Origin of the sequence: Arsukibacterium perlucidum DSM 18276, from assembly GCF_000382165.1 — a bacterium.
Lineage (GTDB): Bacteria > Pseudomonadota > Gammaproteobacteria > Enterobacterales > Alteromonadaceae > Alishewanella > Alishewanella perlucidum.
This window is the reverse complement of the sequence record NZ_KB907722.1, coordinates 51,954-70,416: the sequence shown is the minus strand read 5'-3', so window position 1 is coordinate 70,416 and position 18,463 is coordinate 51,954. Positions and strand designations below refer to the sequence as shown.

At 52.5% G+C, this 18,463-nt stretch carries 16 protein-coding genes and 1 pseudogene; all 17 read right to left on the bottom strand.

The annotated features are described in order from the left end of the window. Positions 1 to 219 (bottom strand): annotated as a pseudogene (locus H141_RS21780) (hypothetical protein); the annotation flags it as partial. A gap of 194 nt (positions 220 to 413) precedes the next feature. Continuing rightward, on the bottom strand, positions 414 to 1,325 hold the full coding sequence (gene lpxC / locus H141_RS0114745) for a UDP-3-O-acyl-N-acetylglucosamine deacetylase (protein ID WP_019677052.1): 912 nt from the start codon (positions 1,323 to 1,325) through the stop codon (positions 414 to 416). 209 nt (positions 1,326 to 1,534) lie between these two features. Further along, complete coding sequence (ftsZ, locus tag H141_RS0114735; protein ID WP_019677050.1) at positions 1,535 to 2,695, bottom strand: cell division protein FtsZ; 1,161 nt, start codon at positions 2,693 to 2,695, stop codon at positions 1,535 to 1,537. A gap of 25 nt (positions 2,696 to 2,720) precedes the next feature. Beyond that, the gene (gene ftsA / locus H141_RS0114730; RefSeq protein WP_019677049.1) at positions 2,721 to 3,956 is read right to left on the bottom strand and encodes a cell division protein FtsA; all 1,236 of its coding nucleotides are present in this window, start codon (positions 3,954 to 3,956) and stop codon (positions 2,721 to 2,723) included. Further along, entirely contained in the window at positions 3,953 to 4,708 is a 756-nt protein-coding gene (locus tag H141_RS0114725; RefSeq protein WP_019677048.1) for a cell division protein FtsQ/DivIB, read from the bottom strand. The genes ftsA and H141_RS0114725 overlap by 4 nt, the downstream gene beginning before the upstream one ends. Continuing rightward, a complete protein-coding gene (locus H141_RS0114720) occupies positions 4,709 to 5,644 on the bottom strand; it encodes a D-alanine--D-alanine ligase (protein WP_019677047.1) in 936 nt (311 codons plus the stop codon). It abuts the gene before it with no gap. Continuing rightward, positions 5,641 to 7,095, bottom strand: coding sequence for a UDP-N-acetylmuramate--L-alanine ligase (murC, locus tag H141_RS0114715; protein WP_019677046.1), 1,455 nt, complete (start codon positions 7,093 to 7,095; stop codon positions 5,641 to 5,643). Before murC ends, H141_RS0114720 begins: the two co-directional genes overlap by 4 nt. Next, positions 7,092 to 8,177 (bottom strand): undecaprenyldiphospho-muramoylpentapeptide beta-N-acetylglucosaminyltransferase, encoded by a 1,086-nt coding sequence (murG, locus tag H141_RS0114710; RefSeq protein WP_019677045.1) that lies wholly within the window; start codon positions 8,175 to 8,177, stop codon positions 7,092 to 7,094. The genes murC and murG overlap by 4 nt, the downstream gene beginning before the upstream one ends. Further along, positions 8,170 to 9,381 (bottom strand): cell division protein FtsW, encoded by a 1,212-nt coding sequence (gene ftsW / locus H141_RS0114705; RefSeq protein ID WP_019677044.1) that lies wholly within the window; start codon positions 9,379 to 9,381, stop codon positions 8,170 to 8,172. The genes murG and ftsW overlap by 8 nt, the downstream gene beginning before the upstream one ends. After that, positions 9,378 to 10,712 (bottom strand): UDP-N-acetylmuramoyl-L-alanine--D-glutamate ligase, encoded by a 1,335-nt coding sequence (gene murD, locus H141_RS0114700; protein WP_019677043.1) that lies wholly within the window; start codon positions 10,710 to 10,712, stop codon positions 9,378 to 9,380. The genes ftsW and murD overlap by 4 nt, the downstream gene beginning before the upstream one ends. A 3-nt stretch (positions 10,713 to 10,715) precedes the next feature. Continuing rightward, a complete protein-coding gene (gene mraY, locus H141_RS0114695; protein WP_019677042.1) occupies positions 10,716 to 11,798 on the bottom strand; it encodes a phospho-N-acetylmuramoyl-pentapeptide-transferase in 1,083 nt (360 codons plus the stop codon). After that, the gene (locus H141_RS0114690) at positions 11,792 to 13,195 is read right to left on the bottom strand and encodes a UDP-N-acetylmuramoyl-tripeptide--D-alanyl-D-alanine ligase (protein ID WP_019677041.1); all 1,404 of its coding nucleotides are present in this window, start codon (positions 13,193 to 13,195) and stop codon (positions 11,792 to 11,794) included. Before H141_RS0114690 ends, mraY begins: the two co-directional genes overlap by 7 nt. Then, positions 13,192 to 14,667 (bottom strand): UDP-N-acetylmuramoyl-L-alanyl-D-glutamate--2,6-diaminopimelate ligase, encoded by a 1,476-nt coding sequence (locus H141_RS0114685; RefSeq protein ID WP_019677040.1) that lies wholly within the window; start codon positions 14,665 to 14,667, stop codon positions 13,192 to 13,194. The genes H141_RS0114690 and H141_RS0114685 overlap by 4 nt, the downstream gene beginning before the upstream one ends. Beyond that, positions 14,657 to 16,408: a peptidoglycan glycosyltransferase FtsI gene (locus tag H141_RS0114680; protein ID WP_019677039.1), complete on the bottom strand. Its 1,752-nt coding sequence runs from the start codon at positions 16,406 to 16,408 to the stop codon at positions 14,657 to 14,659. Before H141_RS0114680 ends, H141_RS0114685 begins: the two co-directional genes overlap by 11 nt. Continuing rightward, on the bottom strand, positions 16,405 to 16,713 hold the full coding sequence (gene ftsL / locus H141_RS0114675) for a cell division protein FtsL (protein ID WP_019677038.1): 309 nt from the start codon (positions 16,711 to 16,713) through the stop codon (positions 16,405 to 16,407). Before ftsL ends, H141_RS0114680 begins: the two co-directional genes overlap by 4 nt. Next, the gene (rsmH, locus tag H141_RS0114670) at positions 16,710 to 17,669 is read right to left on the bottom strand and encodes a 16S rRNA (cytosine(1402)-N(4))-methyltransferase RsmH (protein WP_019677037.1); all 960 of its coding nucleotides are present in this window, start codon (positions 17,667 to 17,669) and stop codon (positions 16,710 to 16,712) included. The genes ftsL and rsmH overlap by 4 nt, the downstream gene beginning before the upstream one ends. Next, a complete protein-coding gene (gene mraZ, locus H141_RS0114665; protein WP_019677036.1) occupies positions 17,670 to 18,134 on the bottom strand; it encodes a division/cell wall cluster transcriptional repressor MraZ in 465 nt (154 codons plus the stop codon). Between the last annotated feature and the right edge of the window lie 329 nt (positions 18,135 to 18,463).

Below are 18,463 nucleotides of genomic sequence, written 5' to 3'. Positions count from 1 at the left end.
CTTAATATTATGTTTTTCATAGGCATTTGAACTAATCCCCCGGCCAATGCTGGTCACAGTAGCTGCACTACCGTTTGCCAGGCTATGTACGCAATCAATTACAGCTTTTTGTCTGGTGGCATGCATTTTGGGTGTGACAAATGAAACGATATTGGTCAAGATAGCGCGAACATTCATGGTTGTTTGGTCTCGGTGATGTTTGGCGATAGATCTGATCATCGAACGCCATGAATGTTCCTTCCGAGTTCATCTTTTTGTTTTAGCTGATAATTTTGTGGGGATACCTCAGGGTCTGAGTGAATAAACTATTCACTCAGACCCCTTTTTAGTAATTTTTAAATCACTCTGACCCATTTTGTTGGGGTACAAAAAAACCGACTGGTATAGCCGGTTTTTCAGTTTGGTGGTAACGCTTATGCCAGTTGGGGTGCCAGGTAGGAGATTGGCATCTGCGCTTTGTCTTCAAAGCTGACGAATTCCCAGTTTTCCTGCTCGGCTAATACGGCGCATAACAGCTGGTTATTCAGGGCATGGCCGGTTTTGTAAGAGATAAACTCGCCCAGCACGCTGTAACCTGCCATATATAAATCGCCAATGGCATCCAGAATTTTATGTTTGATAAATTCGTCTTCGTAGCGCAGGCCGTCCTGGTTTAATACCCGGAACTCGTCCAGCACTACGGCATTGTCGAAACTGCCACCTAATGCCAGGTTATTAGCCCGCAGATATTCGATATCGTGCAAAAAGCCAAAAGTACGGGCACGGCTGATATCTTTAATAAAGCCGGCGGCTGAAAAGTCCATTTGCATGCGCTGAGTAGTTTCAGCGATTACCGGGTGGTCGAAGTCGATAGCGAAGTCGATTTTAAAGCCGTTATGTGGCTTAATTTCGGCCCATTTATCGCCGTCTTCAACCCGCACGGGGCGTTTAATGCGGATGAATTTCTTGGCCAGCTTCTGCTCGCTGATGCCGGCTTCCAGCAACAGATAGACAAAAGGATTGGCACTGCCGTCCATGATTGGTACTTCAGCCGAGTCGACTTCGATAATCAGATTATCAATACCCAGGCCGGCAACAGCAGCCATTAAATGCTCGGTAGTAGACAGGCGCACGCCCTGCTCGTTAATTAAACAGGTACACATCACCGTGTCACCAACCATTTGGGGGGTAACTTTAAAGTCGACTATCGGATCCAGGTCAACACGACGGAACATAATGCCCGTGTTATCAGGTGCAGGCCGGAGAGTGAGCGTAACCTTTTCACCCTTGTGTAACCCAACACCAATAGTACTGACTGTTTTAGCGACGGTACGTTGTTTAATCATAATTTCTTCCTGCTCAAATTTTAAGCAATCACAAAATGGCGGCGAATCTTAGCATAACAAAGTGCAATTTGCCAGTTTGCTGACAGCTGCAACTTACCGCTATGCTGCATAGTATTAGCTTAACAGCCGCTTAACTTCAACTGTTGCTAATATTATTCATTCTTCACCCGCGTGCGCCAGACTTACCAGGGCTGGCCACGGCAGGCAGTTTAATCTGCCTGCTTGCGTAAAAACGCCGGAATATCGAAAATGTCGATACCGCCTTTGCTTTCAGGCTGGGTTTTAGTCTGCGCTGCTTCTTCTTTTTGTGGGCTTGGCGCCGGTGCTGCATGACGCATGGTATTACCCTGCTGCACATAGGCCTGCACCGGCTCTGCCCGGTGGCTTGGTACCAGACTGATATCCGGCCGGCGATCGGCACCAATACCGGTAGCTACCACGGTAACGCGCAATTCGTCGTGCATTTCCGGGTCGATAACCGCACCCACCACGACAGTGGCGTTTTCAGAAGCAAAGGCTTTAACCGCGTTACCGACAATTTCAAACTCTTCGATGCTGATATCCAGACCGGCAGTAATGTTTACCAGAATGCCTTTGGCTCCTGACAAATCGATATCTTCCAGCAGCGGGCTGGAAATAGCCTGCTCGGCAGCTTCTTCAGCACGATCCGGGCCTGAGGCACGGCCGGTACCCATCATGGCAGTGCCCATTTCAGACATAACAGTACGTACGTCAGCAAAGTCGACGTTGATCAAACCCGGCCGGGTAATTAATTCAGCAATACCCTGCACCGCACCCAACAATACGTTGTTAGCAGCTTTAAATGCATCCAGCAGGCTGGTGCCTTTGCCTAATACTTTTAACAGCTTGTCGTTCGGGATAGTGATCAGCGAATCAACATACTTGCTAAGCTCCAGAATGCCTTCATCGGCATAAGCTGTGCGCTTTTTACCTTCGAACGGGAACGGCTTGGTTACTACTGCAACCGTTAAAATGCCCAGCTCGCGCGCCACTTCAGCGACGATTGGCGCCGCACCGGTACCGGTACCACCGCCCATGCCGGCGGCGATAAAGATCATATCTGCGCCCTGCAGGGTCTTCTTGATGGTTTCGCGGTCTTCTTCAGCAGAACGACGGCCAATTTCCGGATTAGCACCGGCACCTAAGCCCTTGGTAACACTGGCACCTAATTGCAGGGTAACGTTGGCCGATGAATTGCGCAGGGCCTGGGCATCGGTGTTAGCCGCCACAAACTCTACCCCTTCGATATTGCTGGCTACCATATACTCGACAGCATTACCGCCGCCGCCACCAACACCTATTACTTTAATTACAGCTTCTTGGCTGTGGTTTTCCATTAACTCAAACATAGCTCTCTCTCCGTTTTTACGCTCTTTAAAACTCACCTTTGAACCAGCTGCCGATTTTTTTCAGCAAGCTGCTAACTGGATCGCGGCTTTGGGCCGCATTTTTTTGCTGGGCACGAACATCTTTGCCGTACAGCAACAAGCCGACTACGCTGGCGTAAGCCGGGTCTTGCACATATTCTTTTAAACCGCTGACATGCATCGGCTGGCCAACCCGCACCGGCATTTGAAACACGTCTTCGGCAAACTCTACTGCACCTTCCATTTTCGAGGTACCACCGGTTAACACTAAGCCGGCGGCTATTTGTTCTTCCAGGCCAGAGCTGCGAATTTCTTCCAGCACCAGCTCGAACAATTCGTGATAGCGCGGCTCTATAACCTCAGCCAGGGTATGGCGCGACATAGAACGCGCCGGCCGGCCGCCAACACTCGGTACTTCGATACTTTCTTCCTTACCCACCATACTGCGCAGGGCACAGGCGTACTGCACCTTGATATCTTCAGCATGGCTAATCGGAGTGCGGAAAATTTTGGCGATATCGCTGGTAACCTGATTACCGGCTACCGGGATCACCGCGGTATGGCGCAAAGCACCATTGGTATAAATTGATAAGTCGATGGTGCCGCCGCCCATATCGACCACGCAGACTCCCAGCTCTTTTTCGTCGTCAGTTAACACGGCATAACTGGATGCCAGCGACGAGAAAATCAGCTGATCAACTGCTAAGCCGCAGCGTTCGACACATTTTTCAATGTTTTTAGCCATATCGTTGGCGCAGGTAATAATGTGGGCTTTAGCCTCCATTCTTACACCGGACATACCCACCGGGCTTTTGATGCCTTCCTGCATGTCTACTGAAAACTCCTGCGGCAACACATGCAGCATGCGTCGCTCCGCCGAAATAGGCACCGATTTGGCGGCGTGAATAACACTGGCAACATCGTCGGCGGTAACTTCAGTATCGTTAATCGGTACCATGCCGCTTTCGTTCTGGCAACGGATATGTTTACCGGTAATGCCTAAATAGACTGACGAAATCTGACAATCGGCCATCAGCTCGGCTTCATTAATGGCCCGCTGCACCGCCTGCACCACCAGGTTTAAATCGTTAACGCCGCCTTTGTCCATACCCCGCGAGGCATGGGTGCCCACACCGACAATACTCAGCCGGTTGTCCGGGGTAATTTCGCCTACTACGGCTTTAATCTGAGCGGTGCCGATATCCAGCCCTACTATCAGATCTCGTTCTATCGACTTTGTCATGCTTTTCTCTTTGGCTCCGTATTGGCATAACGCACGGCAATGCCGGTGTCATAGCGCAGATCGACTTCAGCTAATTCCTGTTCCCGATGATTTTGCATGGTCGGGTATAATTCAATAAATCGTTGCAAACGTTTCATGGTGTCCTGCCGGCCCAGTTGCAGCGCCAGGCCACCCTGCAGTTGCAAGCGCCAGGAAAACCGCTCGGTTAACCACAGTTGCTCAGCACTGAACTGATGCAACTGCAGTAACCTTTGCATATGGTGAAACATTGTCAGGGCATCCTGCTCACTGCCATCCGGGCCGTGCAGCCTTGGCAAAGCCGGGATCAGCTCGCTTAGCGGGGCGATAAATAACTCCCCTTTATTATTGAGCAAGTGCTGCTGATTCCAGACTGCGACCGGCTGCTGTTCTGTCACAACCACCACCAGGGTATCGGGCCATTGTTTGCGCACGGCTGCCTGATACACCCAGGGTTGTTGCTGCAGGAACTGCTGCACCTGATCAACGTTCACCCGAAAAAAATTACCAACATATTGCTGTTGCAACTGCTGCTGTAAAGCCTGTTGCTGAATATGCTTAAAATCACCGTATAACCGCACCTGTTTAATCGGTGCGCCCTGCTGACTTTGCAGCCAGTTATGAACCTGAACCCCACCCCAGGCCAGTAGCGCCAGTGCCAGCACAAAAAACAGCAGGCCACCGATAAAGCCGGGCCTGTGGTTTAATTGGCTGAAGTACTGACCCAAGCTCATCTAGTTACCTTGCTCAGCTTTACTGTCTGATGTTTGCTGCAAAATACGCAGCACCAGCTCGCTGAAGCTGAAGCCGGCTGCTTTAGCTGCCATCGGCACCAGCGACTTTTCAGTCATACCTGGTACGGTATTTACTTCCAGTAAAAAGTGTTCGCCCTGCTGGTTCAACATTAAATCAACCCGGCCCCAGCCAGAAGCACCTACTGCTTTAAATGCCGCCAGCGCATCATGCTGCATGGCCGCAGTTTGTTCGGCCGTTAATGGCGCCGGGCATAAATACTCGGTGCTGTTGGCCTGATATTTTGCTTCATAATCGTAAAAGGCTCTTGGGGTACGCATTTCAACAATTGGCAGTACCGTATCGCCCAGAATAGCAATGGTAAATTCACGACCATTGATCCAGCGCTCTACTAAAATTTCGCTGTCATATTTCAGCGCTGCAGCAATAGCTTGCTCTAACTCACCAGCGCTGCTGGCAGCACTCATGCCAATACTGGACCCTTCATTGGCTGGTTTAACCATCACCTTGCCGCCCAGCTCTGCCAGTAAACCGGCATAATCGATGCTGTCGTTATGCACCACCGCAAAAGGCGCTGTCGGCAGCTGCTGCGCTATAAATAAACGCTTACAGCGGATTTTATCCATCGCCAGCGCTGAGCCCAGCACGCCACTACCGGTGTAAGGCAGGCCCAGCAACTGCAACGCACCCTGCATGGTGCCATCTTCACCACCACGACCATGCAGCACAATAAATACCCGGTCAGCTTTTACTTCATTCATCAACGCGGTTAACGGTTGTTCGGCCGGGTCAAAGGCTACGGCATTAACACCGGCCTGTTGTAGGGCAGTGAGCACTGCTTTGCCCGAACGCAGCGATACGTCACGCTCGGCAGAATGCCCGCCAAACATCACGGCTACTTTGCCAAAGTTGCTCATGCTGCATCCTCCGACAATTGCTTTAATTGCTTAATGTTCAGCCCGGTTGCCGCCAGCTCTTTCACCAGGCTGCCAATATTGCCAGCGCCCTGGGTTAACACGATATCGCCATCCACCAGCACCTCGGCCAGCGCGCCGGCCAGGGCTTTCGGTTCAGCCACGTATACCGGCTCCAGCTGGCCACGGGCCCGGATAGAACGACATAAATTGCGGCTGTCGGCACCGGCAATCGGCGCTTCGCCAGCAGCATAAACTTCCAGCAACAGCAGCTTGTCGACACTGGATAGCACCTGGGTGAAATCTTCATATAGATCGCGGGTGCGGCTAAAGCGGTGCGGCTGATACGCCATGACTAAGCGCCGCTCTGGCCAGGCACTGCGCACTGCAGCAATAGTGGCGGCCACTTCGGTTGGGTGATGACCATAGTCATCAATTAACAATACTTTACCGCGACCGGTGTCAAACTCGCCGTACTGCTGAAAACGCCGGCCAATACCTTCAAATTTACCCAACGCCGCCAGAATTGCCTGCTCACTGATGCCTTCATCTGCTGCCAGGGCAAAAGCGGCCGTAGCGTTTAAGGCATTGTGTTTACCCGGTAAATTCAGCTGCACTTCACGCTGGTTGCCAGCAGGGTCGGTAATAACAAAGAAGCTGCGGGTGCCCTGCTGCATAAATTCAGTGATTTTATAATCTGCATCGTCGCTGAAACCATAGGTCAGCACGGTGCGGCCAATCGCCGGAATAAGTGCGCGCAGCACTTTATCGTCAATGCAAACCACGGCCATGCCATAGAACGGCAGGTTGTGACAAAACTCCAGATAGGTGTCTTTCAGCTTTTCGAAGTCACCATCATAGGTATCCATATGGTCGGCTTCGATATTGGTGATTACCGTGGCCATTGGCTGTAAATGTAAAAACGAGGCATCGCTTTCATCTGCTTCGGCAATTAAATAGCGGCCGGCACCTAAGCGGGCATTAGAGCCGGCTGAATTCAGTAAACCACCAATTACAAAGGTTGGGTCGGTGCCGGCTTCGGCAAAAATAGACGCCAGTAAGCTGGTGGTGGTGGTTTTACCATGGGTACCGGCAATGGCGATACCATGGCGAAAACGCATTAGCTCACCAAGCATTTCTGCCCGGCGCACCACCGGGATCCGCTGGGCCAGCGCGGCTGCTACTTCCGGGTTGGCGGCTTTAATGGCACTGGATACCACTACTACACTGGCGCCGTCTATCTGGCTGGCGTGGTGGCCAAATTTTACTTCAGCACCCAGGGTAACCAGGCGCTCTACCACCGGATTGGACGCCAAATCAGAGCCGGTAACCTTATAGCCTTCGTTTAACAGTACTTCGGCAATACCGCCCATACCGGCGCCGCCGATACCGACAAAATGGATCCGCTCGACCCGGCGCATGGCCTGTTTCTTATGTTGCAGGGTGGTAATCATACTACTTGTCCTGTTACTTGCCGGCATAGCGCAGCAATATGGATTGCCGCATCCGCTGTTGCCAGGCTACGGGCACGCTGCGCCATGTGCTGCAGCGGCGCTTTATCGGTTAACCAGGGCTGCATTATCGCCTGCACACCCTGTTGCTGTAATTGTTGCTGCGGTAATAACACGGCAGCGTCACGGTCGGCCAGTACCCGGGCATTAGCGGTCTGATGGTCGTCAATGGCGCCCGGTAATGGCACAAAAATCGCGGCGACGCCAACTGCGGCTACTTCGCTAACCGTCAGTGCCCCGGCCCGGCAAATCAACACATCAGCCCAACGATATGCGGCGGCCATATCATCAATAAAGGCACTAACTTCCACGTCACAACCGGTTGCGATGAGTGGCTGATAAGCCTGGGTTACTTCGGCCTGCATAGCACTACCGGTTTGATGGCGCACGGCAATAGCGCCGGCAGCGGCCAGTTCAGTAAGCTGAGCAGGCAGCGCCTGATTAAGCGCCCGGGCTCCCAGACTGCCGCCAACTATTAAGATATTCAGGCCGGGGCCGGGCTGGCGGTTAGCCCGGCACTGCAGCAATTCAGCCCGGATTGGGTTACCCACCAGCTGCCGTTTGCTGTTGTTTTTAAAAGCACTGTCAAAGGCTACCAATACCTGCTTAGCCACCCGGGCCAGCAATTTATTGGTGCTGCCGGCCACGGCATTTTGTTCATGAATAAGTAGCGGCGTGCCATTAAGCCAGCTTGCCAGGCCACCGGGGCCACTGGCGTAACCACCAAAGCCCAGCGCTATGGCCGGTTTTAACTGGCGGCATACTTTAGCCGCCTGCCACAGTGCTTTTAACAGCATCCAGGGCGCACTGAGTTTACTGGCCAGGCCTTTACCACGCAGGCCGGCAACCTTAATGCCGTAAAACCGCCAGCCAAAACCTGGCACCAGCTGCGCTTCCATCCGGTCGTTGCTGCCCAGCCAGGCAATATCCCAGCCTTCGGCAACCAACGCCTTGGCGACGGCCTGCGCCGGGAAAATATGGCCACCAGTGCCACCTGCCATAATAAGTGCCAGCGGTTTAGCCATGCTTGCCTCCGCTTAGCGCATGTTTGCCTTTTAAGCGCACTTCAAAATCTATTCGCAGTAATAAGCCCGCTGCAATTAGCATGATCACCAGACTACTGCCGCCCGAGCTGACAAAAGGCAGGGTTAAGCCTTTAGTTGGCAAGGCACCCGTTGCCACGCCGATATTGACCGCCGACTGAAAGCCAATCCAGATAGCTAAGGCGTAGGCCATAAAACCGTGGAAACTTAATTGCTTTGCCAGAGCACGCTGGCCAATCCACAACGCCCGGTACACCAGCAAAAACAGCAAGCCGACTAATACTGCTACGCCAATAAAGCCGGTTTCTTCGGCAATTACGGCCAGAATAAAATCGGTATGTGCTTCGGGCAGGTATTCCAGTTTCTGAATGCTGTTGCCCAGGCCCTGACCAAACCAGCCACCGCGACCAAAAGCCATCAGCGACTGAGTTAACTGGTAACCGCTGCCAAAAGGATCAGCCCAGGGGTCAAGAAAGGCAGTCACCCGTTTCCAGCGGTATTCGCTGTACACAATCAGCACGCCAATCGCCATCAGGCCGGTCGCCATTAAGCAGAGGAACTGCCAGATTTTGGCACCGGCTAAAAACAGCAACGCCACCGCAGTGGCAAACATAACAATAACGGTGCCTAAATCGGGTTGCATCAACAGTAATACGGCAAACAAAAACAGCACTGCCAGCGGTTTCAGAAAGCCTTTCAGGTTGTCGCGCACTTCTTCATGCCGGCGCACCAGATAGCTGGCCAGATATACAAAAAAGAATAATTTCGCTGGTTCTGCGGCCTGCAAGCCAATCGGCCCCAGCGACAGCCAGCGGGTACTGCCGTTAACATTGCGGCCAAACAACAACACCGCTACCAGCAGCAAAATACCAAGCAGTAACAACCACATATTGCCACGGTGCCACCAGTTTACCGGCACCCGTAACACCAAAACGGCCAAAGTAAGACCGATGCCCAGATAAACCAGGTGACGAATGGTAAAGTGCAGCGGGTTATTAAACAGCCGCTCAGCAACCGGCATTGAAGCGCTGGTAACCATGACTACCCCGATAGCCAGGATCAGCATTAGCAAAGTTAAAAATAACTTGTCGTAGGGGGCGTTATCATCGCGCAACCATAAGGCGCTGATACTTTGCCACGGGTTTTGCCAGGCGCTTTGCCATGCGGTCAACGTAAGCTGCTTCATGCTTTCAGCTCCTTCACCGCTTTAGCGAACAGCTCACCGCGCTCTGCATAGCTTTTAAACATATCCAGGCTGGCACAGGCTGGCGATAACAACACCATATCGCCACTCTGGGCCAGTTTGGCTGCCTGCTGCACCGCGGCGGTTAAATCTTTTACCTGAATAGCATGCGGGTGCAGCGCGGCAATGGCCGGGCCATCTCGCCCCAGGGTAATAAGGTGGCTGACATCGCGCTGCAGTGCCGGTTGTAATTCGCTCAGATCTGCGCCCTTGGCATCGCCGCCGGCAATCAAAATCAGCTTGCCGCTGATATCAGGCCGCAAGCCGGCAATCGCCGCCAGGGTGGCACCGATATTGGTGGCTTTGGAATCATTAACCCAGCGGATACCCTTGTTTGCCAGCACCAGCTGGCAGCGGTGCGCCAGACCGTTAAACTGCTGCAGCGTGCGGGCAATCGCCTGCCGGCTGGCACCTGCGTGCAGTGCTAATGCCGCTGCCGCCAGGGCATTAAACTGGTTATGGCTGCCGGTAATGGCCAGCTGACTGACCGGCAACAGCGGCTCGCCGGCAACATTAAGCCATGGCTGACCTTTTACCTGTTTAATGCCATAGGCCGCATCAGCCAGACTTATTGCTACTGGCTCAGCAGCGCCAGCCGTAGTACCCGGGTAGGTTAACGGGTCGGCCTGATTATATACCGCCAGAGTCGTTTGCTGATAAACCCGCTGTTTTGATGCAGTATAAGCTGCCATATCGGCATAGCGGTCCAGATGGTCGGCACTGACATTTAGTAAGCAACTGGCCTGGCTTTGCAGGCTGCTTGTGGTGTCTAACTGAAAGCTGGACAGCTCCAGTACAAAGACTTCGGCGTCTTGCTTGCGCAACGCATCGAGCACCGGCAGGCCAATATTACCGGCAGCGACCGCCTTAATACCGCTTTGCTGCAGCATCTCAGCCACCAGGGTGGTAACGGTCGATTTACCGTTAGAGCCGGTAATGGCAATAACCGGCTTGTTGTTAAAGCGGGCAAACAGTTCGATATCACCAATAACTTCGACGCCCTGCGCTTTGGCAAACCGAATGGCAGGATGACTTAACGCCAACCCGGGGCTGACGATAATCATGTCCATCTGCGCCAGACGGTTAGCGTCAAACTCGCCCAGATAAATGCCATCCACTTTATCGGCGGCAATCTGCTCCAGCCCGGCCGGCTTGCTGCGGCTGTCCATCAGCACTGGTTTTACCCCTTGCGCCAGCAAAAAGCGCACCGTGGCCAGACCCGACAGGCCCAGCCCCACTACCGCTATGCGTTTGGCGTTAAGGTTAGTTTGCATTCGTTATCTCAGTTTCAGGGTCGCCAGACCCACCAGTACAAAAATGATCGATAAAATCCAGAAGCGGACAATAACCCGCGGCTCCGGCCAGCCTTTTAATTCGTAGTGATGATGAATTGGTGCCATCCGGAAGATCCGCTGGCCGCGTAATTTGTAAGAGCCAACCTGCAGAATCACCGACACGGTTTCCATCACAAAAATACCGCCCATAATAAACAACACAATTTCCTGGCGGACTAAAATAGCAATCACCCCAAGTACCGCACCCAGCGCTAACGATCCGACATCGCCCATAAAAACCTGAGCCGGATAGGTGTTAAACCAGAGGAAACCGAGACCGGCGCCGATCATGGCGGCGCACAGCACCACCAACTCGCTGGCATAGGGCAGATAAGGAATATTCAGATAACCGGCAAAATTTACGTTACCACTGGCATAAGCAATGATGGCAAAGGCACCGGCTACCATGATGGTGGGTACTATCGCCAGGCCATCCAGACCGTCGGTCAGGTTAACCGCATTGCTGGTGCCAACAATGACAAAGTAACTCAGCGCCAGAAACAACAGGCCTAACTGTGGCATCACATCTTTTAAGAACGGCACCACCAATGCCGTTTCTGCCGGACGTTCTGCGGTCATATACAAAAACAGCGCGGTGATAATAGCGAATACTGACTGCCAGAAGTACTTCCAGCGGGCAATCAGGCCTTTTGGATCTTTACGGATCACCTTGCGGTAATCGTCGATAAAACCGATAACACCAAAACTAACCAGCACAAACAGCACCACCCAGACGTACTTATTGCTTAGGTTTGCCCACAGCAGAGTACTGACCAGAATAGAGCCTAAAATCAGCAGGCCACCCATGGTGGGCGTGCCTTTTTTAGAGAAATGGCTTTCCGGGCCATCGCCGCGCACGACCTGGCCAATTTGCATTTTCTGCAGCCGGGCAATCAGGATCGGGCCGAAATAAAGACTTAAAAATAACGAGGTTAACACGCCCAGAATTGACCGGAAGGTCAGGTAACTGAACACATTAAAAAAGCTAATGTACTGGGTTAAGTATTCGGCTAACCACACTAGCATGGGCTACGCTCCTGCTGACATCTTTCTAGCAAGTCCTGCACGACTAACTCCATTTTCGCACTACGAGAGCCCTTAATGAGTATGGTGACACTTTGCTGGGTTGTAATAAGCGGTATCAGCCGATCTAACATCGACTGCCGCGAGCTGAAATGCGAGCCTTGTCCATTGAACAAGTCACTGGCGCTCTGTGATAACACACCCAGGGTGAATAACAGATTAATACCGGCATGTTTGGCGTATAAACCAATCTCTTCGTGGTATAAACGGGCATTAGCGCCCAGTTCAGCCATATCGCCCAGCAGCAGCACCCGATAACCCGGATAACTGGCCAGTAAATCGATTGCCGCTTTTACTGACTCAACATTGGCGTTATAAGTGTCGTCTATCAGCTTAATTTGTTTGCTGAGTTCAATAATATTGGTGCGGCCTTTGACGCCGGACATCTGGGCCAGCCCCAGCTGCACATCACTAAGCCCGGCACCAACTGCCAACGCAGCAGCGGCTGCCGCCAGCGCATTGGCCACGTTATGCTTACCTGGCAAGCTGAGCTGCACCAGCGCCTGCTCGTTGCCATATAGCAACTTAAACTGAGCACAGCCCTGACTATTTAAGGTTATTTGTTCAGCCCGAATGTCGGCAGTGCTGTTGCCAGTGTTGCTATCAGTTTTGTAATCACTGGCAAAGCTGATAATTTTTAAATGTTTACAACGGTTGCGCCAGTATTCAGTAAACTCACTATCATGCTGCATAATGGCAATGCCACCATCAGCAAGGCCTGAGAATATTTCGCCCTTAGCTCTGGCCACCCCGTACGTATCACCAAAACCTTCCAGGTGCGAGGCGGCGGCATTGGTGATAATAGCGACATTTGGCTTCACCAGTGAGGTGGTATAGGCAATTTCCCCGGCATGGTTAGCACCCAGCTCTATTACGGCGAACTGGTGTTCTGCCGTTAAACGCAGCAGGGTTAATGGCACACCAATGTCGTTATTAAAATTGCCCTGAGTGGCCAGCACCTGGCCGCAACGACTCAGAATGGCGGCCAGCATTTCTTTAACGGTGGTTTTACCGGCACTACCGGTTACCGCGATAGTTTTTGGCTGCAAGCGTGCTTTAACGGCGGCCCCAAGCTGGCCCAGAGCCAGGCGGGTATCAGCCACCACTATCTGGCTGATGTCGCACTCCAGCGGCCGGTCTGCCACAATAGCAGCGGCGCCTTTGGCGCTGACATCGGCAGCAAAACGACTGCCATCAAAGTTAGGCCCTTTTAAGGCAATAAATAAGGCACCGCGGCTTATCGTTCGGCTATCTGTGCTGACTTCACTGATCTGGTGATCCTGGCCAATAAACTGCCCCTGTAATAAGGTAGCTATTTCTGCACAGCTTAGCGTTATCATAATGCCATCTCCGACATAAGTTGCCGCACATAAGCACGCTCATCATAGTATTGTTGCTCGTGCCCTATAGTCTGGGTTGTTTCATGGCCTTTGCCAGCCAGCAGGATCACGTCACCTTGCTGGGCGCTGACCAGCGCCAGTTTGATTGCCAATTGGCGGTTCGGCTCTATCCGATAGTTATCTTCGTCTTTCATGCCTGCAGCAATATCTTCGCAAATCTGCAATGGCGCTTCACTGCGCGGGTTGTCTGAGGTAACAATACTATGATCTGCGTATTGTTGTGCCAGCTGACCCATTATTGGCCTTTTGCCTTTATCACGATCACCACCACAACCAAAGACGCACCAGAGGTGGCCGGTACAGTGTTTCCGTAACGCCTGAAGTGCCTGTTGTAATGCGTCAGGGGTATGGGCGTAATCGACCACCACGGTAACGCCGTGGCTGAACACAAATTGCTCCATCCTGCCAGCGAGTGGTTGCAGACGGCTGGCCGCATGCAATAATTCAGTCAGGTCGTAACCCAGTGCCAGCAGGCTACTGATGGCAGCCAGCACATTCTGGATATTAAACTCACCCAGCAAAGGCAATTGCAGTTTATGCTCACCAGCCTGACTGCTTAATAAACACTGAAAGCCCTGTTCGGTAGCGGTTAACTGGTGATAACCCAGATACCGGGCGTAAGTTTGACAGTCTTCAGCTTTACCGTAAGCCCACACCGGAATATCGTTGCGACTGGCCAGCGACTTACCCAGCGGGTCAGACACATTCAGCACTGCACAGCGGCTGATATCGGGCTGGAACAGCAAGCTTTTCGCCTGGCCATATTCTGCCATGCTGCCGTGATAATCGAGGTGATCGCGGCTTAAATTAGTAAATACCGCCACCTGAAACTGAATGCCGGCTACCCGCTGCTGTGCCAGAGCATGGGAGGAGACTTCCATCGCCACCAGCTGGCGCTTTTCGGCCACAAATTCAGCCAGAATGCGTTGTAATTCAATATAGTGTGGTGTGGTATTTAGTAGTGGTGTTAACTGCTGCCAGTGGCCATAACCTAAAGTGCCGATTACCGCTGCCGGCGTGGCACAGTGCTCTGCTAACTGATTGATAAAACAGCTGGTACTGGATTTACCGTTAGTACCGGTAATACCAACCAGTTGTAACTGCTGTTGCGGCTGCTGATAAAAACGGGCTGCCAGCTGCGGCATCTGTGCTACTAAATCGGCCATCACCAGCACCCGCGGGTCCTGGCCACATTGCTCCTGATCATTAGCTTTGTCAGTCAGCACCAGCGCCGCGCCTTGCGCCAGTGCCTGGCTGATGTACTTGTTACCATGCTCACGGGTACCGGGCATGGCAATAAATACGTCACCGGCTGCTACTAACCGGCTGTCCAGCCGTAAATGCTGCAGCGGCCGGTCAGTTAGCTGGCTTGCCAGCTCAGGCAACCATAAATGTAACTGGTTAGTTGGCATTGCGACCTCCTGCACGGCTGATCAGCGCCAGGCCGGTATCGGCATCAGGCGTAACATTAAGTAATTGCAGGCTGGCGCCCATGATACTGGCAAATACCGGCGCGGCTATTTCACCACCGTGATAAAAATCACCAGCAGGTTCATTGATGACCACTACCGTGACAATCCGCGGGTCAGACACCGGGCCTACCCCGGCGAAAGAGGCGATATAATCGTCACCATAGCCACCGGCAACAGCCTTACGCGCAGTACCTGTTTTACCACCAACCCGATAGCCATGAACCTGGGCCCGGGTTGCGGTGCCACCAGGGCCAATATTCGCTTCCATCATTTCCAGCATAGCCAGCGCATGTTTTTGCGCCAAAACCCGCTGGCCGGGTTCCGCTTCATTATTTTTAATAATGCTAAGTGGCCGGTTAATGCCACCGTTAGCCATAGTGGCGTAGGCCCGGGCCAGCTGCACCGCTGTTACTGACAATCCGTAACCGTATGAAAAAGTAGCACGTTCAAAATCAGACCAGCGCTGACGGTAGCTGAAAATACCACTGCTTTCGCCCGCCAGGCCCAGGCCGGTATCTTCACCCAGCCCCATATTGTTGTATAAGCCAATAACATGCTGATGCGGCATTTCCAGTACCAGTTTCGCCACGCCCATATTGCTGGATTTCTGAATAATGCCCGTTAAATCAAGCTCTTTATAGTTGTTCGGGTCGCGCACCCAGCTGCCACCAATCCGCATAGTACCTGGGTGAGTGTTGACCACGGTGTCGAGGGTGGCGCTGCCAAATTCCAGCGCACTTAATACCGCCAGCGGCTTCATGGTGGAACCCGGTTCAAAGGTATCGGTAATAGCCCGGTTACGATAACGATGCACCGGTGTATCACGCCGGTTATTAGGGTTAAATGACGGGCTGTTTACCATTGCCAGAATTTCGCCGCTGGCGACATCGACCACCACCGCCGAACCAGAGGTAGCACCATGTGATAACACGGCCTTTTTCAGTTCACGATAAGCAACGGTCTGAATACGCTGGTCAATGCTTAGCTGCAAATTTTTCGGTGCAGTGGCGTCCTGGCGCTCCAGCACTTCAATTTCGCGGCCCTTGGCATCTTTACGGAATACTTTGCGACCGGCGGTACCAGTAAGCAGGGCATCAAAGCGTTTTTCGATGCCTTCCACCCCAACATCATCGACGTTGGTAAAGCCAATTAACTGAGCGGTAACTTCACCGGCCGGATAATAACGTTTTGACTCCTGGCGGAAGTAAATTCCCGGCACTTTCAGTTTTTTAACGTAATCGACCACCGCCGGATTAACCTGACGCTGCAAATAAACAAAGCGCCGTTTTGGATCATCACCTACCCGGCTTAGCAATTGCTGTGGGGTCATTTGCATAATGTCAGCCAGCGCATGCCAGCGCCGCTCATCACCGGGCGCATTGCGTTCGATAACAATTTTCGGATCAGCCCAGATGGCCTCAACCGGCACGCTGATGGCCAGTGCTTCGCCATGGCGGTCGAACACCATGCCACGCATTACCGTATCGGCCTCGACCCGCAAACTGCGGCGATCGCCCTGGGTTACCAGCATTTCCGGCTCTATTACCTGCAACCAGGCAGCCCGGGCCAGCAAGGCAGCAAATACCAGGGTCAGCATGATCATTACAAAGGCAAAACGCCAGCTAATTACTGACGGATACTGGCGGGCTTTGGCCTGGCTTTTGCGTGGTTTAGCTGTCATTGCGGCCTCACCATTATTTCTCGCTCGCCGCTGGGCCGCTGCATATTTAAGCTGCGCCTGGCGATATCCTCCACCCGGCTGTGTTCGGCTAAAGATCGTTGCTCCAGCAACAAATTGCGCCATTGCGTATCAAGTTGGTCACGTTGCTGGTAATAGGTGTCCTGGGCAATGGTCAGCTGGCGGTTTAAATGGGCCAGATACACCACAGCCAGTGCTGAAACAATACAAGCCAGCAACAGCACACCGGCCAGCTTGTGCTGGCGCCAGTCCTGACTGATTAATCGTTCCAGCTGAATTTGACTCATTGCGCCGGCCTCTCTGCAATAAGTTGCTTTTCAGCAATCCGCAGCACGGCACTGCGCGCCCGCGGATTAGCAGCCAGTTCGGCCTCAGATGGCATAATGGCTTTACCAACCAGCTTGAACGGAATAGCCTTTGATAACTGCGCATCAGTTAACGGCATACCACGCGGTACCGGCTCGCCTTTGGAATAACGCCGCATAAACTGTTTAACCAGCCGGTCTTCCAGCGAATGAAAGCTGATCACCACCAGGCGGCCACCTGGTTTCAGTACTGCCATGGCCGCATGCAGCGCCTGGTTGACCTGCTCCAGCTCGCTGTTCACGTAGATACGAATAGCCTGAAAACTGCGGGTAGCCGGATGCTTTTTCTCTTTATGGCTTTTTGGCACGCTGTCACTAATCAGTTTCGCCAGCTGGGCAGTGCGGCTAAAGGGCGTCTCCACTCTCGCCGCTACTATTGCCTGGGCAATCCGCCAGGCAAAACGCTCTTCGCCATATTCACGTAGCACAAAACTAATCTCTTCAACATCAGCTGTTGCCAGCCACTGTGCCGCTGACACACCACTGCTGGGGTCCATCCGCATATCGAGCGGGCCGTCGCGCATAAAACTGAAGCCACGATCGGCATCGTCCAGTTGCGGGGATGACACACCTAAATCAAGCAAGATGCCGTCTAATTTGCCGCTGAGCTGTTGTTGCTCAGCTACAGTTGCCAGGGCGGCAAAGGGGGTATGGGTGATGTGAAAACGCGCATCAGCTTGCAGTGGGGCTGCAGCAGCGATGGCGGAGGGATCGCGGTCAATTGCGAATAAACGGCCATTCGGGCCAAGTAATTTAAGAATTTCCCTGCTATGGCCGCCACGACCAAAGGTGCCGTCCAGGTAATTGCCGTCGGCTTTAATTGCGAGTCCGTCGATTGCTTCTTGCAGCAAGACAGAGATATGAGCTTGGCTAGTCATTTACAGTACAAAGTCCTGTAATCGTTCAGATAATTCAACGGTGCCTGCCTGAGCCTGTTCCAGTTCAATATCAGCGGTTAAGCGCTCATGCCAGGCGGCTTCGTCCCAGATTTCAAATTTGTTCAACTGGCCTACTAAGCGGATATTCTTAGCCAGGCCGGCGTGCTGGCGCAGCGGTGCCGGCACTAAAATACGGCCGCTTTTATCCATGTCGCAGTCAGTGGCGTTACCCAGTAATAAACGCTGCAGGCGACGTTCCTGCGGGTTCAGGCTGGACAGAGACTTCAGTTTTTCTTCTATTTCTTCCCACTCTGCCAGCGGATACAATAATAAGCAGGGGTCGTGTAAGTCGATGGTGCAGATCAAGTGGCCCTGATTTTCAGACAACAGGATTTCCCGGTAACGCGCTGGCAGCGCTAACCGTCCCTTATCATCTAATGTCAGTGTAAATGACCCACGAAACATAACTTATCTGCCTGGTTAAGCGGCCTGCGATTTTTAGCGCAGCGCCAGCCTGAATCGTCTGGAAAATTCCAAAATGATCCACAATTACCCACAAATCCCCACAACGATACAGTTTAGGGCTCTGCTTTAACCAATGTCAAGGTAAAAACCGAGTCTGGTGATCGATATAGATCCAGTAAAATCGGGCGCTCGGTTGAAGTTGATGATTTTGGTGGGGAAAAGTGGCGAATAAGAAAAGGTTTGCCCGGCGGTCTGCTGAAAATTAATTTAGCCGCGGCGGCTTTTTTGCCAGAAAACTTGCTATTGCCGAATAAATTATTCAATATAAA